The sequence below is a fragment of the Streptomyces sp. NPDC045431 genome (assembly GCF_040646655.1).
Classification (GTDB): domain Bacteria; phylum Actinomycetota; class Actinomycetes; order Streptomycetales; family Streptomycetaceae; genus Streptomyces.
In genome coordinates this window covers 187,309-208,292 of the sequence record NZ_JBEZAQ010000006.1, presented here as the reverse complement: position 1 = coordinate 208,292, position 20,984 = coordinate 187,309, and the positions used below count along the sequence as shown (strand labels likewise).

Sequence of the window (20,984 nt, the reverse complement as noted above, 5' to 3'; positions counted from 1 at the left end):
GCCTCATCCCGATCATTTCCGAAGGACTTCGATGAGGACCACAGAATGAGTCGCATGCTGTTCGTGCTCCGCTACAGGAACGGTGAACCGGAGCCCCTCGACATGGACCTCGTGCGCGAGGTCCTGAGACCGTACATCGTCGCTGCCGACGAGGACCTCACAAACGGCGTGCTGATCCGTACTGCAGACGGGCATGAGCTCGATGTGGACGTCAATGAGGTCAGTGTCGCCGTCAACCGCTTCCCGTCCGGCCAGTTCTTCGACATCCTGGCCGAGCTGGTGGAGCGCCTGGGAGCGAGCGTGATTCCGACGGACCGGCCGGTGATCCTGCGCGAGGAGGGGGATCGGGCCCACCTCTCCGCAGATATGCGGGAGAGCGCCGCTGTCGTGGCGACGACGGGACCGGCCCTGGAGGCCTTCCTGAGCGGCTCCTAAGCGGCTCCCGACGGGAGTCCGTCGACGGGAAGGGGCCTCCCGGTGTCGAGCACCGGGAGGCCCCTTCGTTTGTACGGGAGCTGCCTCAGCCCTTGCCGCTCGCCATCTTCTCCAGCTGCGCCTTGACGACCGCCTCCGGAATGGCGGCCTTCTTCTCGTCGAGCATGTTCACACCGTAGAACGCCGCGATCACCCCGCCACTGCGAACGACCGTGTACCTCATGGGCACCTTCTGCTTGCCGATGTCCCCGGTGATCCGGTACGCGACGGCCTCGTCGCCCAGCTTCGGCGCCGTGAGGCCGTCGACCTTGCCGTACGTGAGGCCCAGCGTCTTAAAGCCCTTGGGGCATGCGGTGACGGCCGCGCGGAGGTCCTTCATGACCTGGACGGCGTTCTTCTCGGAATGGGAGACGAGCCACATGGAGCCCACGGTGGCGTTGGTCGCCTCGGTGGGCTGGAGCGAGCGGTGCGCCGCGCTGACCGGCTTGATGTGGGTGAAGCCGCCGATGAGGCTCGCGAGGGGCTGGCAGGTCTTGTTGTCGGCCTCCATGTTGCGGCCGGCCTCGACCTCCGCCTTCGCGATTTTCTTCGCGTCGAATCCGGCGGCCTTTCCGGTGAGGACCACCTTTTCGAGGGTTTTGGTGTCCAGGGCCCCCAGCTGCTTCGCTTCGGCCGCCTCCTTTTCTTCGGCGCTCTGTGCGCCCTTGGCGCTCGCCTTCGCATCCGGCTTCTTGTCGCCGGATTCCTTCGGTTCCCCGCTGCACGCGGACACCGCGAGCAGGGCCGGCAATACGGCGGCGATCGGGAGGGCCCTACGCAGTCTCATGTTGTTCTTTCCTGGCGTCTCTCGCGGCTGAAGAATGAGCGAAATGATCTTACCGGCGGTAGGTAGTTTCTCTCATTACGTTTTGGTGTCGGCCGACGCCAGGGAATCCCGGTGGCGTGCGTCACAGTTGTGGGAAGGGCGGGCGTCGGCCGGCCGCCGTCCGCCCGCGTCAGCGCGACGACCCCGATCCGAGGGGAAACTCCCATGACCGACGCGTACGCGATCCAGGCCGAGGGCCTGGCCAAACACTTCAAGGAGACCCGGGCGCTGGACGGCGTGGACCTCGCCGCGCGGACCGGGACGGTGCTGGGGCTGCTCGGGCCCAACGGCGCCGGCAAGACCACCGCCGTCCGCATCTTCGCCACGCTGCTCCAGCCCGACGCGGGCCGGGCGACCGTGGCGGGGCACGACGTGGTGCGGCAGGCGGGCCTCGTGCGGTCCCTGGTGGGCCTGACCGGGCAGTACGCGGCGGTCGACGAGAACCTCACGGGCACCGAGAACCTGCTGCTCATCGGGCGGCTGCTGGGCATATCGCGGCGCGAGGCCAGGGCGCGGGCGGCGGAGCTGCTGGGGCGGTTCCACCTCACCGACGCGGCCGGGCGCGCGGTGAAGACGTACTCCGGCGGCATGCGGCGCCGGCTGGACCTGGCGGCGAGCCTGGTCGGGCGGCCGCGGATCCTGTTCCTCGACGAGCCGACGACCGGCCTCGACCCGCGCAGCCGCGGCGAGCTGTGGGACATGGTGCGCGGCCTGGTCGCCGAGGGCGTGACGGCCCTGCTCACCACGCAGTACCTCAACGAGGCGGACATGCTCGCCGACGACATCGTGGTGATCGACCGGGGCCGGGTGATCGCCGAGGGCACCCCCGACGAGCTGAAGTCCCAGGTGGGCGGCCAGGTCCTCCAGCTGCGGCCGGTGCGGGACGCGGACCTGGCCGCGGCGCACGCCCTGGTGGAGCAGGCGGCCGGGGCGCAGACCCAGATCGAGGGCGGTGTGATCACCGCGCCGGTGAACGACCCGGAGCTGATGCCCGCCGTCGTACGGCGGCTGGACGGGGCGGGCATCGCGGTCGGCGAGCTCACGCTGCGCCGCTCGTCCCTCGACGAGGTGTTCCTGGCGCTGACCGGCCACCGCGCCGAGCCGGAACCCGGCAAGGAGCCGGGCAAGGAGTCCGGCAAGGAAGGCGGGCGGACGCCGGAGCCCGACGACAGCGACATCGAGAAGGCGGTGAGTTCGGCATGACCGCGGCCACCGCGACCACCGCGACCGCCCCGGTGACGGCGAGCGGCCGCGTCCCGCCGGGGGCCGCCGTGCGCCAGACCGCCACCATGGCGTGGCGGAGCCTGGTGGCCGTCAAGCACAACCCGCTGGAGCTGGTGGACTACAGCATCACCCCGATCATGTTCGTGTTCCTCTTCACGTACGTGATGGGCGGCCAGATGGCCGGCTCGCCGGACGCGTACCTGCGGTACGCCCTGCCGGGGATCATCGTCCAGAACACGCTGTTCATGACGATCTACACCGCGATGGCGCTCAACACCGACCTCACGAAGGGTGTCTTCGACCGGCTGCGGAGCCTGCCGATCGCCCGCTCGGCGCCGCTGATCGGCCGGATCGCCGCCGACCTGGCCAAGCACCTGTGGGCGGTGCTGCTGATGATCGCCCTCGGCCTCGCGCTCGGCTTCCGGCTCACCGGCGGGCTCGGTGGCTTCCTCGTGGGCGTGGCGCTGGTGATCGCCTTCGCGGCGGCCGTGTCGTGGTGCGCGGTGCTCATCGGCATGCTGGCGGGCGACGCGGAGAAGGTGCAGGCGTTCGGCTTCACGCTCATCTTCCCGGTCACCTTCACCAGCAGCGCCTTCGTCCGCGTCGACACCATGCCCGGCTGGCTCCAGGCCTGGGTGGAGGTCAACCCCGTGACCCATCTGTCGGACGCCTTCCGCGGGCTGCTGCTCGGCGGCGAGGTGGGGCGGCCGGTGCTGTGGTCGCTGGTCTGGGCGGCGGGCATAGCCCTGGTCTTCTATCCGCTGGCCATGCGGGCGTACCGGGCGAAAGCGTGACGCGTGCGGGTCTACTGCCCGGCGCGGGCGCCCTCCCCTAGGCTGCCGACATGTGCGGAATCGTGGGTTACGTCGGCGGGCAGTCGGCGCTCGATGTGGTGATCGCGGGCCTCAAGCGGCTGGAGTACCGGGGCTACGACTCGGCCGGTGTCGCGGTGCTCGCCGACGGCGGGATGGCCGCCGCGAAGAAGGCGGGCAAGCTCGTCAACCTGGAGAAGGAGCTGCACGCCCGGCCCCTGCCGGCCGGGTCGACGGGCATCGGGCACACCCGGTGGGCCACGCACGGTGCCCCCACCGACGCCAACGCCCACCCGCACCTCGACAACGCCGGGCGCGTGGCCGTCGTCCACAACGGCATCATCGAGAACTTCGCCGCCCTCCGCGCCGAGCTGGCGAAGCGGGGCCACACGCTGGAGTCGGAGACCGACACCGAGACCGTCGCGCACCTGCTGGCCGAGACGTTCTCGTCCTGCGGCGACCTCGCCGAGGCGATGCGGCTGGTGTGCCGGCGGCTCGACGGCGCCTTCACGCTGGTCGCCGTGCACGCCGACGAGCCGGACGTGGTCGTCGGCGCACGGCGCAACTCCCCGCTGGTGGTGGGCGTCGGCGAGGGCGAGGCGTTCCTCGCCTCGGACGTGGCCGCGTTCATCGAGCACACCCGCTCCGCGATCGAGCTCGGCCAGGACCAGGTCGTCGAGGTCCGCCGGGACGCCGTGACGGTGACCGACTTCGACGGGGCGCCGGCCGAGGTACGGGCGTACCACGTCGACTGGGACGCCTCGGCGGCCGAGAAGGGCGGCTACGCCTCCTTCATGCTCAAGGAGATCGCCGAGCAGCCGAAGGCGGTCGCCGACACCCTGCTCGGCCGCATCGACGCGAACGGCTCCCTGACCCTGGACGAGCTCCGCATCCCGGACGAGGTGCTGCGCGAGGCGGACAAGGTCGTCATCGTGGCCTGCGGCACCGCGTTCCACGCGGCGCTGATCGCCAAGTACGCCATCGAGCACTGGACCCGCATCCCGTGCGAGGTGGAGCTGGCGAGCGAGTTCCGCTACCGGGACCCGATCCTCGACCGGCGCACGCTGGTGGTGGCCATCTCCCAGTCCGGCGAGACCATGGACACCCTCATGGCGCTGCGCCACGCCCGCGAGCAGGGCGCGAAGGTGCTGGCCGTCTCCAACACCAACGGCGCGACCATCCCGCGCGAGTCCGACGCCGTGCTGTACACGCACGCCGGGCCCGAGGTGGCGGTCGCCTCCACCAAGGCGTTCCTCACCCAGCTCGTGGCCGTCTACCTGCTGGCGCTCTACCTGGGGCAGGTGCGCGGCACCACGTGGGGCGACGAGATCCGGGCCGTGGTCCGCGACCTGTCGAGGATCGGGGAGGACGTCGAGCGGGTCCTGCAGACCATGGAGCCGGTGCGCGAGCTGGCGCGCTCGCTCGCCGACGCGGACACCGTGCTGTTCCTCGGCCGGCACGTGGGCTTCCCCGTGGCGCTCGAAGGCGCGCTGAAGCTCAAGGAGCTCGCCTACATGCACGCGGAGGGGTTCGCGGCGGGCGAGCTGAAGCACGGGCCGATCGCGCTGATCGAGAAGGGCCTGCCGGTGGTGGTCGTGGTGCCGTCGCCGCGCGGCCGCTCCGTCCTCCACGACAAGATCGTGTCGAACATCCAGGAGATCCGGGCGCGCGGTGCGCGGACCATCGTGATCGCGGAGGAGGGGGACGAGGCGGTCGTGCCGTACGCGGACCACCTGATCCGCGTCCCGGCGACGCCGGTGCTGCTCCAGCCGATGGTGTCGACGGTGCCGCTCCAGGTGTTCGCGTGCGAACTGGCGACCGCGCGCGGCAACGAGGTCGACCAGCCGCGTAACCTCGCCAAGTCCGTGACGGTGGAGTGAGCGGGACAGATCGGGAGAGAAATGATCATCGGGGTGGGGATCGACGTCGCGGAGATCGACCGGTTCGCGGCGTCGATGGAACGGACACCGAACCTGGCGCACCGGCTCTTCCTGGAGCGCGAACTGCTCCTGCCGAGCGGCGAGCGGCGCGGGATGGCCTCGCTCGCCGCCCGCTTCGCGGCCAAGGAGGCGATCGCGAAGGCGCTCGGAGCGCCGGCCGGACTGCTGTGGACCGACGCCGAGGTGTACGTCGAGGACAGCGGCCGGCCGCGCCTGCGGGTGCGCGGCACGGTCGCGGCCCGCGCGGCCGAGCTGGGCGTACGGCACTGGCACGTGTCGCTCAGCCATGACGCGGGGGTGGCGTCGGCCGTGGTGATCGCGGAGGGTTGATCACGGAAGGCCGCCGTCGTCGCGGAGGGTTGATCACGGAAGGCCGCCGTCGTCGTGGAGGGGTGATCGGATGCGTACCGCCTACCGGGTGGAGACCGTACGGGCCGCCGAGGCCGAACTGATGGCGCGGCTGCCACCGGACGCCCTGATGCAGCGCGCCGCGGCCGGACTGGCCGCCGCCTGCGCCGGGCTGCTGGGCCGCGTCTACGGCGCGCGCGTGGTGCTGCTCGTCGGCAGCGGCGCCAACGGCGGCGACGCGCTCTACGCGGGCGCCCGCCTGGCCCGGCGCGGGGCCGGCGTCTCGGCGGTGCTGCTCGGCTCCCGCGCCCATGAGGGCGGGCTGGCGGCGCTGCGCGGCGCGGGCGGGCACGTCGCCGAGGACCCGTACGCGGTCCTCGCCCGCGCCGACCTCGTCCTCGACGGGATCACCGGCATCGGCGGGCGCGGCGGGCTGCGGCCCGACGCCGTGCCCGTGGTGCGCGCGGCCCACGACTCCGGGGCGGCCGTCGTCGCCGTGGACCTGCCCAGCGGCGTGGACGCCGACACCGGCGAGGTCGCGGGGGAGGCGGTGCGCGCGGACGCGACGGTGACCTTCGGGGCGTACAAGCCGGGGCTGCTGATCGACCCGGCGCGGGAGTACGCCGGCGCCGTGCGGCTCGTCGACATCGGGCTCCGGCTGCCGGCCGAGCCCGAGCTGGAGGCGCTCCAGCACGCCGACGTGGCCCGGCTGCTGCCGGTCCCCTCCGGCGAGAGCGACAAGTACCGGCGCGGCGTCGTCGGCGTGGTCGCCGGCTCCGCCCGCTACCCCGGCGCGGCGGTGCTCGCGGTCTCCGGCGCGCTGCGCGGCGGGGCCGGGGCCGTGCGGTACGTCGGCCCGGCCGGCGACGCCGTCATCGCGCGCCACCCGGAGACGCTCGTCCACGCCGGGCCCCCGGCGAAGGCGGGCCGCGTCCAGGCGTGGGTCATCGGGCCCGGCCTCGGCGACACGCCCGGCGTCGACGACGTACTCGCCTCCGACGTACCGGTCCTGGTCGACGCCGACGGCCTGCGCCACCTGGACCCGGCGGCCGTCCGGGCCCGCCCCGCCCCCACCGTCCTGACCCCGCACGCGGGGGAGGCCGCCGCGCTGCTGGGCGTCGCCCGCGAGGACGTCGAGGCCCGGCGCCTGGAGGCGGTGCGGGAGCTCGCGGGCCGGTACGGCGCGACCGTGCTGCTCAAGGGCTCGACGACGCTGGTCGCCGCCCCGGAGGGGCCGGTACGGGTCAACCCCACGGGTACGGCGTGGCTCGCCACCGCGGGCAGCGGCGACGTCCTGTCGGGCCTCGCCGGCTCCCTGCTCGCGGCCGGCCTCGCGCCCCGGGACGCCGCGTCGGTGGCGGCGTACCTCCACGGCCTCGCGGCGCGGCGGGCGGCGCGGGAGGCGCCGATCACGGCGTACGACGTGGCGGAGGCGCTGCCGGGGGCGTGGCGGGGGGTCGCGTGACAGGTATGACACGAGCGCGCGGCGAGGGCGACGGGCGCACCTGAGAGACTGGGCGCGATGAGTGAGACACCGCAGACCCTTCGCGCCCGCGCCGAGATCGATCTCGGGGCGTTGCGCGCCAACGTGCGTGCCCTGCGCGGGCGCGTGGGGACGGACGTCCAGGTCATGGCCGTCGTGAAGGCCGACGCGTACGGGCACGGCGCCGTCCCCTGTGCCCGGGCGGCGCTGGAGGCGGGAGCCACCTGGCTCGGGACCGCCACGCCGCACGAGGCGCTCGCACTGCGGGCGGCCGGGATCGACGCGCCCGTCCTGTGCTGGCTGTGGACGCCCGGCGGCCCCTGGGACGAGGCCATCCGGGCCGACGTGGACATGGCCGTGAGCGGGATGTGGGCCCTGGACGAGGTCATCGAGGCGGCGCGCCGGACCGCACAGCCGGCGCGCGTGCAGCTCAAGGCCGACACGGGCCTCGGCCGCAACGGCTGCCAGCCCGCCGACTGGCCCCGGCTCGTCGGCGAGGCGCTGAGGGCCGAGGCCGACGGCCTGCTCCGGGTCACCGGCGTCTGGTCGCACTTCGCCTGCGCCGACGAGCCCGGCCACCCCTCCATCGCCGCCCAGCTGGACGCGTTCCACACCATGCTGGAGTACGCCGAGAAGGCGGGCGTCCGGCCCGAGGTGCGGCACCTGGCCAACTCCCCGGCCACCCTCACCCTGCCCGAGACCCACTTCGACCTCGTACGGACCGGGATCGCCATGTACGGCGTCTCGCCGATCCCCGAGGTGGGCGCACCGGCCGACTTCGGGCTGCGGCCCGTCATGCGGCTGGTGGGGAGCGTCGCGCTCGTCAAGAACGTGCCGGGCGGGCACGGCGTCAGCTACGGGCACCACTACGTCACCGACGGCCCGACCACCCTCGGCCTCATCCCCCTCGGGTACGCCGACGGCATCCCGCGCCACGCCTCCGGCCGCGGCCCGGTGCTGGTCGGGGACCGGGTGCGGACGGTGGCCGGCCGGGTCGCGATGGACCAGTTCGTGGTCGACCTGGAGGGCGACGCCGTGGAGCCGGGCGCGCAGGCCGTGCTGTTCGGACCGGGCGACCGGGGTGAGCCGACCGCCGAGGACTGGGCGCGGGCGGCGGACACGATCGCGTACGAGATCGTGACCCGGATCGGATCGCGGGTACCACGCGTCTATACGAACGTAACCGACGCGACCTGACCGACGAGGAGCTGCCGCGTGAGTGAGACCAGTGCGGTGGAGGCCGCGGCCGCCGGCAATTGGCGCCGCGCCGGTTTCGCCGGCGCGGCGATAGGAGTGATCGCGGCCGGTGCGGCCGCCGGTGTCGCCATAGAGCGCCTCACCGTCGGGCGCGGCATGCGCAGGAAGGCGCGCCTCGCGCTGGACGCGGCGGGCCCGTACGGCGCGCTGCGCGGCACCCCCGGCAAGGCCGCGGCGGACGACGGCACGGAGCTGTACTACGAGGTCGACGAGGTGGCCGACCCCGACGAGGCGGACGCGGGAGGCGGCATCCCGCGCCGGCGCCGCCTCTTCGGCGCCAAGGCGCCCGCGCCCGTCACGGTCGTCTTCAGCCACGGCTACTGCCTCAACCAGGACTCCTGGCACTTCCAGCGCGCCGCCCTGCGCGGCCTGGTGCGCACCGTCCACTGGGACCAGCGTAGCCACGGCCGTTCGGGGCGCGGCGTCGCCCAGCGCCGCCGCCCGGACGCCGACGCCGTGCCGGTCTCCATCGACCAGCTGGGCCGCGACCTGAAGGCCGTCATCGACGCCGCCGCGCCCGAGGGGCCGCTCGTGCTGGTCGGGCACTCGATGGGCGGCATGACGGTGATGGCGCTGGCCGACCAGTACCCCGAGCTGATCCGCGAGCGGGTCGTCGGCGTCGCCTTCGTCGGTACGTCGTGCGGCCGGCTCGGCGAGGTGAACTACGGCCTCCCGGTCGCGGGCGTCAACGCCGTCCGGCGCGTCCTGCCGGGCGTGCTGCGGGCGCTCGGCTCGCAGGCGGAGCTGGTGGAGCGCGCGCGGGGGGCGACCGCGGACCTGTTCGCGGGGCTCATCAAGCGGTACTCGTTCTCGTCGCGGGACGTGGACCCGGCCGTCGCCCGGTTCGCGGAGCGGATGATCGAGGGCACGCCGATCGACGTCGTCGCGGAGTTCTACCCGGCGTTCACGGACCACGACAAGGCGGACGCGCTGCGCGTCTTCGCCGAGGTGCCGGTGCTCGCGCTCGCGGGCGACCAGGACCTGGTCACGCCCAGCTCGCACACCGAGACGATCGCCGACCTCCTCCCCGACGCCGAGCTGGTCATCGTCCCGGACGGCGGGCACCTGGTGATGCTGGAGCACCCGGAGGCGGTGACCGACCGGCTCGCGGACCTGCTGGCGCGCGTGGGGGCGGTGTCCGCAGCGGCTAACGTTGGCGGGTATGGAAGCACCGCACAGCCCGGCGGCTGACGGCACCCAGGCCGCAGCCGCAGAAGCCCCCGCCGCCACCGCCCGGTTCACCCTCCACGCGCCCGAGCAGACGCAGGAGCTCGGCCGCGCGCTGGCGAAACTGCTGCGCCCCGGCGACCTGGTTCTGATGACCGGCGAACTGGGCGCGGGCAAGACGACCATGACGCGCGGGCTCGGCGAAGGGCTCGGCGTACGGGGGGCGGTCACGTCCCCGACGTTCGTCATCGCCCGCGTCCACCCGTCGCTGACCGGCGGCCCCGCGCTCGTCCACGTCGACGCCTACCGCCTCGGCGGCGGCCTCGACGAGATGGAGGACCTCGACCTCGACGTGTCCCTGCCGGACTCGGTGGTGGTCGTGGAGTGGGGCGAGGGCAAGGTCGAGGAGTTGTCCGAGGACCGGCTGCACGTGGTGATCCACCGCGTGGTCGGCTCGACGGACGACGAGCGGCGCGTGGTGACGCTGTCCGGGTACGGGGCGCGCTGGGCGGAGGCGGACCTCGACGGCCTGGGCCTGGGCCTGGGGTCGGACCCGGACCCGGACCCGGACCTCGCCTGAGCCTCGCGGCTCGCGGCTCGTGTCTCGCGGCCTCGGGCGGCGCCGCGTTCCCCGTAGTTTCCGACAAGGTGTCGGCACGATGTTGCGTCGTACGTCCGGGGCGTGGTCCCATGGATACCCGTACGTGGTTAGGTCCACCTAACCACGTCTGCCCCCGGAGCCCCAGGAGGCAACCGATGCCGACGTCCGAGCAGGATGTCTCGATGCGTGATCTGCTGGCGTCGTGTGCGGCGGCCAGCGCCGTGTCCACCCCGCCCCGGGCCGAGAACGGCGACGGTGCCGAAGCGGACGCCGACGCGGACGTGCCGGGCGACGACGCCGTGACGTCGGACGCGGCGTAACGGCCCGCGCCGCGTAACGGCCCGCGCCGCGTAACGGTCCGACCCGCGTAACGGCCCGGCCGGCGTCACGCCTTACGGGACGACGACGACCTTCGAGTTGACCGCGGCGAACGTCCACAGCGCGTCGCCGTCCGCCCGCGTCATCCGGATACCGCCCGTCTTGCGCGTCGGGTCCGGGCTGGCCATCGTGCCGTCCACCGCCGCGCTGAAGCCGATCGTCACCCCGTCGACCCGGGCGAACCGCACCACGTGCTCGACCCGTACGCCGTCGGAGCCCGCCACGCTGCCCGAGCGGGTCGTCACGGCGTACGTGCCCGGCTTCGGGTTGACGGTGCTCGGCATGACCGCGAACGTCCGCGTGACCTTGTCGTTCGCGTCGACCAGCCAGACGCGCCGGGCGCCGAGCGCGTACACCACCCGCGTCCCCGTGCCCGACTCCTCCGGCAGGGCCAGCGGGTCCGCGGCCTTGGTGCCGCCGCCGGGCGCGGGCGCCGGCGTCGCGGGGCCGCTCGGCGACGCCGAGGGCTTCGCCGCGAGGTCGGCGGGGACGTTGGCCGACGCCTGATAGGCGAGGAAACCGACCGCGGCCAGCGCCGCCACGGTGAGCCCGGCCACGAATCCCGAGCTGCTCCTTGCCACCCTGCTGCCCACCTCTCGCGCGTACGCGTACGTAATGGGGGTGACGGTAGCAGTCGGCGGGCGGACCGACCGGGGCGGCCGTGCCCCCGCCTCGGGAGCCGTAGGCTGTTTGCGTGCTCTTGCTCGCCATGGATACCGCCACACCCGCCGTCACCGTCGCCCTCCACGACGGGGACTCCGTCCTCGCCGAGGCCGCCCAGGTCGACGCCCGCCGCCACGGGGAGCTGCTGCTGCCCACCGTCGACCGGGTGCTCCGGGAGGCCGGCCGCACGCTGGACGCCGTGACCGGCATCGTCGTGGGCGTCGGCCCCGGCCCGTACACCGGGCTGCGGGTCGGCCTCGTCACCGCCGCCACCTTCGCGTCGGCGCTCGGCGGCGTACCGGTGCACGGCGTGTGCACGCTCGACGGGCTCGCCTACGCCTCCGGGATCGACGAGCCGTTCGTCGTGGCGACGGACGCGCGCCGCAAGGAGGTCTACTGGGCGCGCTACGACGACTGCCGTACGCGCGCGACCGGCCCCGCCGTCGACCGCCCCGCCGACATCGCCGACCAGGTCGCCGGGCTCCCGGCCGTCGGCGCCGGAGCCCGCCTGTACGGCGAGGTGTTCCCCGACGCCCGCGACCCCGAGCACCAGTCGGCCGCGGCCCTCGCCGCGCTCGCCGCCGAACGGCTGCGGGACGGCGGGACGTTCGAGGACCCGCTGCCGCTGTACCTGCGGCGCCCCGACGCCCAGGTGCCGAAGAACTACAAGGTGGTCACGCCGAAGTGACCACGGTGACCACGGCCGCGCTTCGCGAGATGCGCTGGTGGGACATCGAGCCGGTGCTGGCGCTGGAGCGGGAGCTGTTCCCCGACGACGCCTGGTCGGCCGGGATGTTCTGGTCCGAGCTCGCCCACGCGCGCGGCCCGCACTCCACCCGCCGCTACGTCGTGGCCGAGTCCGCGCCCGACGGGCGGATCGTCGGGTACGCCGGGCTCGCGGCGGCCGGCGGCCTCGGCGACGTACAGACCATCGCCGTCGCCCGCGACCAGTGGGGGACCGGCCTCGGGGCGCGGCTCCTGACCGAACTGCTGCGGCACGCCACCGCCTTCGAGTGCGACGAGGTGCTCCTCGAAGTGCGCGTGGACAACACCCGCGCCCAGAAGCTGTACGAGCGCTTCGGCTTCGAACCGATCGGCTTCCGCCGCGCTTACTACCAGCCGGGCAACATCGACGCGCTGGTGATGCGCCTGACCGTACAAGGAACTGAGAGTGATGGCTGACGAACCCCTCGTCCTCGGCATCGAGACCTCCTGCGACGAGACCGGCGTCGGCATCGTCCGGGGCACGACCCTGCTCGCGGACGCCGTCGCGTCGAGCGTGGACGCGCACGCGCGGTACGGCGGCGTGGTGCCCGAGATCGCCTCCCGCGCGCACCTGGAAGCGATGGTCCCGACCATCGAGCGCGCCCTGAAGCAGGCCGGGGTCTCCGCGCGCGACCTCGACGGCATCGCGGTCACGGCGGGCCCGGGCCTCGCGGGCGCGCTCCTCGTCGGCGTCTCGGCGGCCAAGGCGTACGCGTACGCGCTGGGCAAGCCGCTGTACGGCGTGAACCACCTGGCGTCGCACATCTGCGTCGACCAGCTGGAGCACGGGCCGCTGCCCGAGCCGACGATGGCGCTGCTCGTCTCCGGCGGCCACTCGTCGCTGCTGCTCGCGCCGGACATCACCTCCGACGTACGGCCCATGGGCGCGACGATCGACGACGCGGCGGGCGAGGCGTTCGACAAGATCGCGCGCGTGCTGGACCTCGGCTTCCCGGGCGGGCCGGTGATCGACCGGCTGGCGAAGGAGGGCGACCCGGCCGCGATCGCGTTCCCGCGCGGCCTGAGCGGGCCGCGCGACCCGGCGTACGACTTCTCCTTCTCCGGCCTGAAGACCGCGGTGGCCCGCTGGATCGAGGCCAAGCGCGCCGCCGGCGAGGAGGTGCCGGTCCGGGACGTGGCGGCGTCGTTCCAGGAGGCGGTCGTCGACGTCCTGACCCGCAAGGCCGTACGCGCGTGCAAGGACGAGGGAGTCGACCACCTGATGATCGGCGGCGGTGTGGCGGCCAACTCGCGGCTGCGCGCGCTGGCCGAGGAGCGGTGCGAGCGGGCCGGCATCCGGCTGCGCGTGCCCCGGCCGGGCCTGTGCACCGACAACGGCGCGATGGTCGCGGCGCTCGGCGCCGAGATGGTCGCCCGCAACCGGCCGGCCTCGGACCTGGAGCTGCCCGCGGACTCCTCCCTGCCGGTGACCGAGCCGCACGTGCCCGGCAACCACGGTCACGACCACGACCACGTCCACGAGATCAGCAAGGACAACCTCTACTCATGACCGTGGTCACCCTGATGTGGGAGGCCCGCGCCGCCGAGGGCCGCGGCCCGGAGCTGCTGGCGTGGGCGCGGGCGGCCGGGCTCGCCGCCGTACCGCAGGCCGTACCGCAGCGCCGCGAGACCTTCACGGCGCCGGGCGACCGGGTCCTCGTGCTGACATGGTGGGACGCCGCGTACGACGCGGACCTGCCCGAACTGCCCGAGCCGCCGGCGGACCTGGTCACGCGGCCGGTCCACCGCTGGCGGTTCGAGTCCCACGGGACGGCGGCCTGAGGCAACCCCCGGAGTCGTTCAGCCGTCAAGCAGTACGCGGCTGATCAGACGTTCGAACATGGGGTTGCAGGGTGGGGAAGTACATCGCGGGTGCGGCGGCGCTGGCCGCGGCACTGCTCATATCGGGCTGTACGGCGTCGGGTTCCGGCTCCGGTTCCGGTTCCGGCTCGGCAACGGTCCCGGAGCCGGCGCCGAGCACGACCGCGGCCGCGCCGCCGCGCCAGGCACCGGACGCCTCGGCCGCGTACGCGAAATGGGGCCTGAAGCCCTTCCCGGCGCCGCCGGCCCCGCCGAAGGCCAAGCCGGTGAAGACGGGCGCGGGCGGCCCGGTGCCCGTCATCAGCGAGATACCGACCACCGACAAGGTCGTCTTCCTCACCTTCGACGACGGCGCCGAGAAGGACCCCGAGTTCATCGAGATGATGCGGGAGCTGAAGGTCCCCTTCACGATGTTCCTGACGGACGCCGCCATCCGCGACGACTACGCGTACTTCACGCGCCTGCGCGACCTCGGCGGCGGCGCGGGCGTCGCCAACCACACGCTCACCCACCCCAACCTCCGCACCCTCGGCGCCGCCGCCCAGCAGCGCGAGATCTGCGGACAGCAGGAGAAGCTGAAGCAGACCTACGGCACCGCCCCACGCCTCTTCCGCCCGCCGTACGGCAACTGGAACGAGGACACCCGCGCGGCCGCCGCGCAGTGCGGTGTCGAGGCGATCGTGCTGTGGCGCGAGTCGATGCAGATCACCGACATGCAGTACCAGCGCGGCGACCGGAAGCTCCACCCCGGCGACATCGTCCTGGCCCACTTCCGCGGCCCGCAGGACCTCAAGGGCACCTCCATGACCGAGATGACGGCGAACATGCTGCGCCGCATCCAGGAGCAGGGCTTCACGGTCGCCCGCCTGGAGGACTACCTCTGACCCCGGGCGCCTTTCCCCCCGCGTGATCACGGTCGCTAGCCTCGGAGCATGTCTCCCCGTCGCCTCCTGCCCCCGCCCCCGCCCCCGCCGCCCCCGCACCTGCGCACCTGGCCGGACCGTGCGGCGCTGCTCGCCGACCGGAACCGGGCCATGGGAGAGCTGACCTGGCGCATCATGGGCGGGCGGCGGCTGGTGCTGTTCCTGCTGACGCTGGCGGGCCTGCAGGCGGGCTGGCTGGCCGTCGGCGGAGCGCTGATGTCGCTGGAGGACGGCCTGGTGGACCCGCTCATGGCGATGGCGGGCGCCCTCGGCGTCTGCCTGGGCCTCGCCGTCGTGATCCCGGCCGTGTTCGCCGTGGCCTTCGCCGTCCGCCGTGACCGCGTGGCGCGCGAACTGCTCGCCCAGTGGGCGTCCCTCGACAGCGACCCGCCGCGCGACGCCGCCTTCCGGGTGCCGGTGCTCGGCCTGATCTGGTTCCTGCTCTCCTTCGCACTGTGCGCGTCGGGCCTCTGGCTCTGCTTCGCGGTCCCCGCCTCCGCCCGCCCCGGCTCCACGACGTACGCCGAGGTCGCCGCCCTCATGGGCGTCGGCCTCATCCTGTGGGTCCACGGGCTGATCGCCGTGACCAAGGCGGTGGGCCACTACCGCTGGGCGGTACGCCTGGGGGCGCGCCGCCCGCAGGCCGTGCGGTGAAGCCCCTTACGCCGGGCGTCCGATCAGCATCGTGGGCGCCCCCGCCACCCGGGTCAGGAAGACCGTCGCCGCGTTCGGGCCCTTCGGCTTCAGCTTGCGGCGGAGCTCTTCCGGTTCGACCGCGGAGCCGCGCTTCTTGACCGTCAGATGGCCCACTTCCCGCTCCCGCATGAGGGACTTGAGCTTCTTGACGTTGAAGGGGATCCGGTCGGTGATCTCGTACGCGGTGGCGTACGGCGTCGGGCGCAGCTCGTCCGCCGTGATGTAGGCGATCGTCTCGTCGAGCAGCCCGCCGCCGAGCTCCTCGGCGACCTCGGCGACCAGGTGGGCGCGGATGACCGCGCCGTCGGGCTCGTACAGGAAACGGCCGACCTCGCGGACCGGCGGGTTGGGCAGGCCGCGGCCGTCGAGGGTGTGCGGGCCCGGGAGCAGCGTGGCGGTGACCGCGCCGGGGCGGGTGCCGAACCAGAGGACGGCCTCCTTCACGTCGCCGCCGTCGGAGATCCACTCGGCCTCGGCCTCCGGCGGCACCGTCTCGTGCGGGATGCCGGGGGCGATCTTCAGCGCGGCGTGCGGCGCCCCGAGCGCCGTGCCGACGGCCCAGGACAGCGGCGGCGAGTACGCCTCGGGGTCGAACACGCGGCCCCGGCCACCGCGCCGGGCCGGGTCCACGAAGACCGCGTCGTACCCGGAGGTGTCGACCTCCGTGACGTCCTCGCAGCGCACCTCGATCAGGTCGGCCAGGCCCAGCGCCTCGGCGTTCGCGCGGGCGGCCCCGGCGGTCAGCGGGTCCCGGTCCACGGCCAGGACCCGGATCCCCGCGCGGGCCAGCGCGATGGCGTCGCCGCCGATGCCGCAGCAGAGGTCCGCGACGCCGCGTACGCCCAGCTCCTTGAAGCGCGCCGCGCGGTAGGCGCCGACGGAGGCCCGGGTCGACTGCTCGACGCCGTTGGGCGTGAAGTACATCCGGTACGCGTCCTCCGCGCCGAACTTCGCCACCGCCCGCTGCCGCAGCCGGGCCTGTCCGATCGCCGCCGTGACCAGCTCGGCCGGGTGGTCCCGGCGCAGCCGGGAGGCGACGGCGAGTTCCTGGGACGGGTCGTAGTCGCGCAGGGCGGCCAGCAGGAGCTGGCCCTCGTCGGTGAGGAGCGCGGAGAAGGCGGCGAGATCGGTCACCCGCCCCATTGTGGGCCAGGTGGGCGATGGTGCGCGCGGGGCGGCGGTGTCGCCCGGGCGGCGGGGCGCGGCGCTGACAGGATGCGGCGCCATGCAGCTAGTACGACAAACGGAACAAATGCCGTCGGTCGCGAGGGGGTGGTGGCCCCGGCGCGCCGCCGCCGTGCTCGCCGCTCTCCTCCTCGCCGCACTCGCCGCCTGCGGTGACCCCGCCTCCGGACGGGAGGACGTCGCCCCCGCCGGCGGACAGCCCGAGCCGCGCCAGGGCGGCGGGGCCGCGGCCGCCGGACCGGCCGGCGCGCTGGCCGCGTACGTCGAGAGGGTCAAGCGCGCGCAGGCCGCCCGCGCCGTCGCCGCCCGCAAGTGGGGGCTGAAGCTCACGCCGCTGGCCGCGCCCCCGCCGCCCACGGCCGCCGAGAAACCGAAGATCACCTTCCGTAAGGGCTTCGGCGTGGGCGACCCCACCCTGCCGCCCGTCTTCACGACCGTCCCCACCAAGGAGCGGATCGTCTTCCTCACCATCGACGACGGCGCCGAGAAGGACCCCGAGCTGGTGCGGATGATGGACGAACTCGACATCCCCTACAGCGCGTTCCTCAGCGACTACCTCATCAGGGAGGACTACGGCTACTTCAAGAAGATGCAGCGCACCGGTGTCGCCCTGCACAACCACACCCTCAACCACCGCTACATGCCCGCCCTCTCCTACGCGGAGCAGAAGCGCGAGATCTGCGGCCAGCAGGACGTCATCGAGAAGCGCTACGGCACGCGCCCGCCGCTCTTCCGCCCGCCGTACGGCAACTACAACGGCGACACGCTGCGCGCCGCCCGGTCCTGCGGCGTCAAGGCCGTACCGCTGTGGGCGGCCGAGGCGTTCCCCGACCACATGGAGTGGCGCGAGTGGGACCGGGACCTGCACCCCGGCGACATCATCCTCACGCACTTCCGGGGCCGGGAGGACTGGAAGGGCAGCATGGCGGACATGATCCGGTACGTCATGAACGTCGTGACGGCGAAGGGCTACGCCGTCGCGAAGCTCGAGGACTACGTCTGAGGACCCCGTCGCGGAGGACCCCGCCGAGGGCGGCGAGAACACGCCGCGCCGTCGTGAATTGGCACTCCGCTTGACCGAGTGCTAATCGCGGTCATAGTCTCGGCTCTGGCACTCCCCACCGGAGAGTGCCAACACAGCGACGGGCAGGTCCGGCACCCGCGACGACGGATCCACCTGGTCGCCACCTCAGACAGTTAACCCCGTGAGATCTCCGAAGGGGGAGGTCGGATCGTGACGACCACCAGCTCCAAGGTTGCCATCAAGCCGCTCGAGGACCGTGTCGTGGTCCAGCCGCTCGACGCCGAGCAGACCACGGCCTCTGGCCTGGTCATCCCGGACACTGCGAAGGAGAAGCCCCAGGAGGGCGTCGTCCTCGCCGTGGGCCCGGGCCGCTTCGAGAACGGCGAGCGCCTGCCGCTCGACGTCAAGACCGGCGACATCGTGCTGTACAGCAAGTACGGCGGCACCGAGGTGAAGTACAACAACGAGGAGTACCTCGTCCTCTCGGCCCGCGACGTGCTCGCGATCGTCGAGAAGTAATTCACCCCGCTTTTCCCGAAGCAGAGATGCTTTGAGCTGCGCCCCTGGCCGCCCCGCTCTCCACAGCGCCGGGCGTCGAGGGGCGCGGTTCGTTCGAGAGGACTGACTCAGCCCCATGGCGAAGATCCTGAAGTTCGACGAGGACGCCCGTCGCGCCCTCGAGCGCGGTGTCAACAAGCTCGCCGACACCGTCAAGGTGACCATCGGCCCCAAGGGCCGCAACGTCGTCATCGACAAGAAGTTCGGCGCGCCCACCATCACCAACGACGGTGTGACGATCGCCCGCGAGGTCGAGCTCGACGACCCGTACGAGAACCTCGGCGCCCAGCTGGTGAAGGAGGTGGCCACCAAGACCAACGACATCGCTGGTGACGGCACCACCACCGCCACCGTGCTGGCCCAGGCGCTGGTCCGCGAGGGCCTGCGCAACGTCGCCGCCGGCGCCTCCCCGGCCGCCCTGAAGAAGGGCATCGACGCCGCGGTCAAGGCCGTCTCCGACGAGCTGCTCGCCACCGCGCGCCCGATCGACGACAAGGCCGACATCGCCGCCGTGGCCGCGCTCTCCGCGCAGGACCAGCAGGTCGGCGAGCTCATCGCCGAGGCGATGGACAAGGTCGGCAAGGACGGTGTCATCACCGTCGAGGAGTCCAACACCTTCGGCCTGGAGCTCGACTTCACCGAGGGCATGGCCTTCGACAAGGGCTACCTGTCCCCGTACATGGTGACCGACCAGGAGCGTATGGAGGCCGTCCTCGACGACCCGTACATCCTGATCCACCAGGGCAAGATCTCCGCGATCGCCGACCTGCTCCCGCTCCTCGAGAAGATCATCCAGGCCGGCTCCTCCAAGCCGCTGCTGATCATCGCCGAGGACGTCGAGGGCGAGGCCCTGTCCACCCTGGTCGTCAACAAGATCCGCGGCACCTTCAACGCGGTCGCGGTCAAGGCCCCCGGCTTCGGCGACCGCCGCAAGGCGATGCTCGGCGACATGGCCGCCCTCACCGGTGCCACCGTCGTCGCCGAGGAGGTCGGCCTCAAGCTCGACCAGGTCGGCCTGGACGTGCTCGGCACCGCCCGTCGCGTGACGGTCACCAAGGACGACACCACCATCGTCGACGGTGGCGGCAAGTCCGAGGACGTCACCGGCCGCGTGGCGCAGATCAAGGGCGAGATCGAGTCCACCGACTCCGACTGGGACCGCGAGAAGCTCCAGGAGCGCCTCGCGAAGCTGGCCGGCGGCGTGTGCGTGATCCGCGTCGGCGCCGCCACCGAGGTGGAGCTGAAGGAGCGCAAGCACCGTCTGGAGGACGCCATCTCCGCGACCCGCGCCGCGGTCGAGGAGGGCATCGTCTCCGGTGGTGGCTCCGCGCTGGTCCACGCCGTCAAGGTGCTCGAGGGCAACCTCGGCAAGACCGGCGACGAGGCCACCGGTGTCGCGGTCGTCCGCCGCGCCGCGGTCGAGCCGCTGCGCTGGATCGCCGAGAACGCGGGCCTCGAGGGCTACGTCATCACCTCGAAGGTGGCGGAGCTCGACAAGGGCCAGGGCTTCAACGCCGCCACCGGCGAGTACGGCGACCTGGTGAAGGCCGGCGTCATCGACCCGGTCAAGGTCACGCGCTCCGCGCTGGAGAACGCCGCGTCGATCGCCTCCCTCCTGCTGACCACCGAGACGCTCGTGGTCGAGAAGAAGGAAGAGGAGCCGGCGGACGCGGGCCACGGCCACAGCCACGGCCACGCCCACTGACGTCACCCGACGCAGTAGTACGCGGTAGTACGCGTTACGCCAGAGGCCCGGTGCCCCCGTCGCGGGGGCACCGGGCCTCGGTGCTGCTCCGGGCGGCTACGCCGACCTGGTCAGCTGCGAGGGCCGCACGGGGTCGGCGAACGGCACGCCCGCCGCGTACCGCTCCAGCTCGTCCAGCGCCTGGTCCGCCATCCGGTGCAGCTCGTTGCCGAGCGAACCGGCCACGTGCGGCGTGAGCAGCACGTTCGGCAACTCGTACAGCGGCGAGTCCGGCGGCGGCAGCTCCGGGTCCGTCACGTCCAGGACGGCGTGCAGACGACCGGAGCGCAGGTGCGCGAGGAGGGCCTCCTCGTCGACGAGCGAGCCGCGCGAGGTGTTGACCAGCGTCGCCCCGTCCGGCATCGCCGCCAGCTGGCGCGGCCCGATCATCCGGTACGTCGACGGCAGCTGCGGCGCGTGGACGGAGACGACCGACGCGCGGGCGCACAACTCGTCCAGGGTCACCGGCTCCACGCCGAGCGCCGCCGCCCCGGCGGCGTCCACGTACGGGTCGTACAGCAGGACCCGCAGGTCGAAGGGGCGCAGCAGCTCGATCACGCGGCGGCCGATGCGCGAGGCGCCGACGATGCCGACGGTACGGCGGTAGTTGCCGGCGGCGGCGAGCTCCTCGTGCCAGTCGTGCGCGGCGCGCAGCTGCGCGTACCGCCGGGCCGAGGGCAGGACGTGCTTGCCGGCGAGGAGGATCGCGGCGAGCGTGTACTCGGCGACGGGCAGCGCGTTGGCCGCGGCCGCCGAGGTGACGGTGATGCCGCGCGCCCAGCAGGCCCCGGTGACGTGGTGCTTGACCGACCCGGCGGCGTGGACGACGGCGCGCAGGCGCGGGGCCCGGTCGAGGACGGCGGCCGTCAGCGGGGTGGCGCCCCAGCACGTGAAGAGGACCTCGGCCTCGGCGAGGGCGGCCGCGACACGGGGGGTGGGATCGGTCAGGTCGTGGGCGACGAGGTGCGGGTCGGTACGCGACAGGGCGGCGAGACGGGCGCGGTGCGCGTCGGTGAACAGGCGGTCCGCGATGCCGGGGCCCATCGCCAGGAGGACCGTCGGCCGGTTGTCGGTGGCGTGGTGCATGGTGGAAAC

General features: G+C 73.2%; 23 protein-coding genes. 19 read left to right on the top strand and 4 right to left on the bottom strand.

The genetic code is table 11. From position 1 onward, the window contains the following. The first annotated feature begins 54 nt into the window (after nt 1-54). On the top strand, nt 55-435 hold the full coding sequence (locus AB0A69_RS16370; protein WP_361421315.1) for a hypothetical protein: 381 nt from the start codon (nt 55-57) through the stop codon (nt 433-435). Nucleotides 436-520: 85 nt separating this feature from the next. Here AB0A69_RS16370 and AB0A69_RS16365 read toward each other — a convergent pair whose 3' ends face one another. After that, nucleotides 521-1,261, bottom strand: coding sequence for a hypothetical protein (locus AB0A69_RS16365; RefSeq protein WP_361421313.1), 741 nt, complete (start codon nt 1,259-1,261; stop codon nt 521-523). Between the two features lie 204 nt (nt 1,262-1,465). Here AB0A69_RS16365 and AB0A69_RS16360 point away from each other — a divergent pair, with 204 nt between their 5' ends. From AB0A69_RS16360 to AB0A69_RS16320, 9 genes are all read left to right on the top strand, one after another. Further along, a complete protein-coding gene (locus tag AB0A69_RS16360; RefSeq protein WP_361421310.1) occupies nt 1,466-2,503 on the top strand; it encodes an ATP-binding cassette domain-containing protein in 1,038 nt (345 codons plus the stop codon). Beyond that, nucleotides 2,500-3,318, top strand: coding sequence for an ABC transporter permease (locus tag AB0A69_RS16355; RefSeq protein WP_361421307.1), 819 nt, complete (start codon nt 2,500-2,502; stop codon nt 3,316-3,318). The genes AB0A69_RS16360 and AB0A69_RS16355 overlap by 4 nt, the downstream gene beginning before the upstream one ends. A gap of 50 nt (nt 3,319-3,368) precedes the next feature. Then, nucleotides 3,369-5,216: a glutamine--fructose-6-phosphate transaminase (isomerizing) gene (gene glmS, locus AB0A69_RS16350; RefSeq protein ID WP_361421304.1), complete on the top strand. Its 1,848-nt coding sequence runs from the start codon at nt 3,369-3,371 to the stop codon at nt 5,214-5,216. Between the two features lie 21 nt (nt 5,217-5,237). Continuing rightward, nucleotides 5,238-5,606: a holo-ACP synthase gene (locus AB0A69_RS16345; RefSeq protein ID WP_361421301.1), complete on the top strand. Its 369-nt coding sequence runs from the start codon at nt 5,238-5,240 to the stop codon at nt 5,604-5,606. A gap of 70 nt (nt 5,607-5,676) precedes the next feature. Then, a complete protein-coding gene (locus tag AB0A69_RS16340) occupies nt 5,677-7,089 on the top strand; it encodes an NAD(P)H-hydrate dehydratase (RefSeq protein ID WP_361421298.1) in 1,413 nt (470 codons plus the stop codon). Nucleotides 7,090-7,146: 57 nt separating this feature from the next. Next, the gene (gene alr, locus AB0A69_RS16335; protein ID WP_361421295.1) at nt 7,147-8,304 is read left to right on the top strand and encodes an alanine racemase; all 1,158 of its coding nucleotides are present in this window, start codon (nt 7,147-7,149) and stop codon (nt 8,302-8,304) included. An 18-nt stretch (nt 8,305-8,322) separates the two neighbouring features. After that, a complete protein-coding gene (locus AB0A69_RS16330) occupies nt 8,323-9,555 on the top strand; it encodes an alpha/beta hydrolase (protein WP_361421292.1) in 1,233 nt (410 codons plus the stop codon). Then, on the top strand, nt 9,527-10,111 hold the full coding sequence (tsaE, locus tag AB0A69_RS16325) for a tRNA (adenosine(37)-N6)-threonylcarbamoyltransferase complex ATPase subunit type 1 TsaE (RefSeq protein ID WP_361421289.1): 585 nt from the start codon (nt 9,527-9,529) through the stop codon (nt 10,109-10,111). The genes AB0A69_RS16330 and tsaE overlap by 29 nt, the downstream gene beginning before the upstream one ends. 176 nt (nt 10,112-10,287) lie before the next feature. Further along, entirely contained in the window at nt 10,288-10,452 is a 165-nt protein-coding gene (locus tag AB0A69_RS16320; protein WP_361421286.1) for a hypothetical protein, read from the top strand. A 72-nt stretch (nt 10,453-10,524) separates the two neighbouring features. On the opposite strand, the gene AB0A69_RS16315 is transcribed toward AB0A69_RS16320, so the two are convergent. Next, the gene (locus tag AB0A69_RS16315; protein ID WP_361421283.1) at nt 10,525-11,067 is read right to left on the bottom strand and encodes a hypothetical protein; all 543 of its coding nucleotides are present in this window, start codon (nt 11,065-11,067) and stop codon (nt 10,525-10,527) included. Between the two features lie 137 nt (nt 11,068-11,204). Here AB0A69_RS16315 and tsaB point away from each other — a divergent pair, with 137 nt between their 5' ends. From tsaB to AB0A69_RS16285, 6 genes are all read left to right on the top strand, one after another. Next, a complete protein-coding gene (gene tsaB / locus AB0A69_RS16310; protein ID WP_361421280.1) occupies nt 11,205-11,861 on the top strand; it encodes a tRNA (adenosine(37)-N6)-threonylcarbamoyltransferase complex dimerization subunit type 1 TsaB in 657 nt (218 codons plus the stop codon). 29 nt (nt 11,862-11,890) lie between these two features. Beyond that, entirely contained in the window at nt 11,891-12,355 is a 465-nt protein-coding gene (gene rimI / locus AB0A69_RS16305) for a ribosomal protein S18-alanine N-acetyltransferase (protein ID WP_361421685.1), read from the top strand. Then, nucleotides 12,348-13,448, top strand: a complete 1,101-nt coding sequence (tsaD, locus tag AB0A69_RS16300; protein ID WP_361421277.1) for a tRNA (adenosine(37)-N6)-threonylcarbamoyltransferase complex transferase subunit TsaD — start codon at nt 12,348-12,350, stop codon at nt 13,446-13,448. The genes rimI and tsaD overlap by 8 nt, the downstream gene beginning before the upstream one ends. Then, nucleotides 13,445-13,720 carry a hypothetical protein gene (locus AB0A69_RS16295; protein ID WP_361421274.1) on the top strand — a complete coding sequence of 92 codons (276 nt, stop codon included), beginning with the start codon at nt 13,445-13,447 and terminating at the stop codon, nt 13,718-13,720. Before tsaD ends, AB0A69_RS16295 begins: the two co-directional genes overlap by 4 nt. Before the next feature lie 71 nt (nt 13,721-13,791). Further along, nucleotides 13,792-14,643, top strand: a complete 852-nt coding sequence (locus AB0A69_RS16290; protein ID WP_361421271.1) for a polysaccharide deacetylase family protein — start codon at nt 13,792-13,794, stop codon at nt 14,641-14,643. 48 nt (nt 14,644-14,691) lie between these two features. Then, entirely contained in the window at nt 14,692-15,336 is a 645-nt protein-coding gene (locus AB0A69_RS16285) for a hypothetical protein (RefSeq protein WP_361421268.1), read from the top strand. A 6-nt stretch (nt 15,337-15,342) separates the two neighbouring features. Here AB0A69_RS16285 and AB0A69_RS16280 read toward each other — a convergent pair whose 3' ends face one another. Further along, nucleotides 15,343-16,521, bottom strand: a complete 1,179-nt coding sequence (locus AB0A69_RS16280) for a class I SAM-dependent methyltransferase (protein ID WP_361421682.1) — start codon at nt 16,519-16,521, stop codon at nt 15,343-15,345. A gap of 109 nt (nt 16,522-16,630) precedes the next feature. On the opposite strand from AB0A69_RS16280, the gene AB0A69_RS16275 reads away from it, so the two are divergent. The 3 genes from AB0A69_RS16275 to groL all read left to right on the top strand — a co-directional run bounded on the left by AB0A69_RS16275 (nt 16,631) and on the right by groL (nt 19,850). Continuing rightward, entirely contained in the window at nt 16,631-17,566 is a 936-nt protein-coding gene (locus AB0A69_RS16275) for a polysaccharide deacetylase family protein (protein WP_361421265.1), read from the top strand. A 231-nt stretch (nt 17,567-17,797) separates the two neighbouring features. Next, the gene (gene groES, locus AB0A69_RS16270) at nt 17,798-18,106 is read left to right on the top strand and encodes a co-chaperone GroES (RefSeq protein ID WP_355354073.1); all 309 of its coding nucleotides are present in this window, start codon (nt 17,798-17,800) and stop codon (nt 18,104-18,106) included. 115 nt (nt 18,107-18,221) lie between these two features. Then, entirely contained in the window at nt 18,222-19,850 is a 1,629-nt protein-coding gene (groL, locus tag AB0A69_RS16265; protein WP_361421261.1) for a chaperonin GroEL, read from the top strand. Between the two features lie 96 nt (nt 19,851-19,946). On the opposite strand, the gene AB0A69_RS16260 is transcribed toward groL, so the two are convergent. Continuing rightward, a complete protein-coding gene (locus tag AB0A69_RS16260; RefSeq protein ID WP_361421258.1) occupies nt 19,947-20,975 on the bottom strand; it encodes a hydroxyacid dehydrogenase in 1,029 nt (342 codons plus the stop codon). Nucleotides 20,976-20,984 lie beyond the last annotated feature (9 nt).

Coding starts and splice junctions, on each gene's coding strand:
- AB0A69_RS16275 (WP_361421265.1), top strand. CDS start 16,631: ATGCCGTCGGTCGCGAGGGGGTGGTGGCCCCGGCGCGCCGCCGCCGTG.
- AB0A69_RS16320 (WP_361421286.1), top strand. CDS start 10,288: ATGCCGACGTCCGAGCAGGATGTCTCGATGCGTGATCTGCTGGCGTCG.
- AB0A69_RS16345 (WP_361421301.1), top strand. CDS start 5,238: ATGATCATCGGGGTGGGGATCGACGTCGCGGAGATCGACCGGTTCGCG.
- AB0A69_RS16365 (WP_361421313.1), bottom strand. CDS start 1,261: ATGAGACTGCGTAGGGCCCTCCCGATCGCCGCCGTATTGCCGGCCCTG.
- rimI (WP_361421685.1), top strand. CDS start 11,891: ATGCGCTGGTGGGACATCGAGCCGGTGCTGGCGCTGGAGCGGGAGCTG.
- AB0A69_RS16355 (WP_361421307.1), top strand. CDS start 2,500: ATGACCGCGGCCACCGCGACCACCGCGACCGCCCCGGTGACGGCGAGC.
- glmS (WP_361421304.1), top strand. CDS start 3,369: ATGTGCGGAATCGTGGGTTACGTCGGCGGGCAGTCGGCGCTCGATGTG.
- AB0A69_RS16360 (WP_361421310.1), top strand. CDS start 1,466: ATGACCGACGCGTACGCGATCCAGGCCGAGGGCCTGGCCAAACACTTC.
- tsaD (WP_361421277.1), top strand. CDS start 12,348: ATGGCTGACGAACCCCTCGTCCTCGGCATCGAGACCTCCTGCGACGAG.
- AB0A69_RS16285 (WP_361421268.1), top strand. CDS start 14,692: ATGTCTCCCCGTCGCCTCCTGCCCCCGCCCCCGCCCCCGCCGCCCCCG.
- AB0A69_RS16295 (WP_361421274.1), top strand. CDS start 13,445: ATGACCGTGGTCACCCTGATGTGGGAGGCCCGCGCCGCCGAGGGCCGC.
- groL (WP_361421261.1), top strand. CDS start 18,222: ATGGCGAAGATCCTGAAGTTCGACGAGGACGCCCGTCGCGCCCTCGAG.
- AB0A69_RS16340 (WP_361421298.1), top strand. CDS start 5,677: ATGCGTACCGCCTACCGGGTGGAGACCGTACGGGCCGCCGAGGCCGAA.
- alr (WP_361421295.1), top strand. CDS start 7,147: ATGAGTGAGACACCGCAGACCCTTCGCGCCCGCGCCGAGATCGATCTC.
- AB0A69_RS16370 (WP_361421315.1), top strand. CDS start 55: ATGCTGTTCGTGCTCCGCTACAGGAACGGTGAACCGGAGCCCCTCGAC.
- AB0A69_RS16280 (WP_361421682.1), bottom strand. CDS start 16,521: ATGGGGCGGGTGACCGATCTCGCCGCCTTCTCCGCGCTCCTCACCGAC.
- AB0A69_RS16260 (WP_361421258.1), bottom strand. CDS start 20,975: ATGCACCACGCCACCGACAACCGGCCGACGGTCCTCCTGGCGATGGGC.
- tsaE (WP_361421289.1), top strand. CDS start 9,527: ATGGAAGCACCGCACAGCCCGGCGGCTGACGGCACCCAGGCCGCAGCC.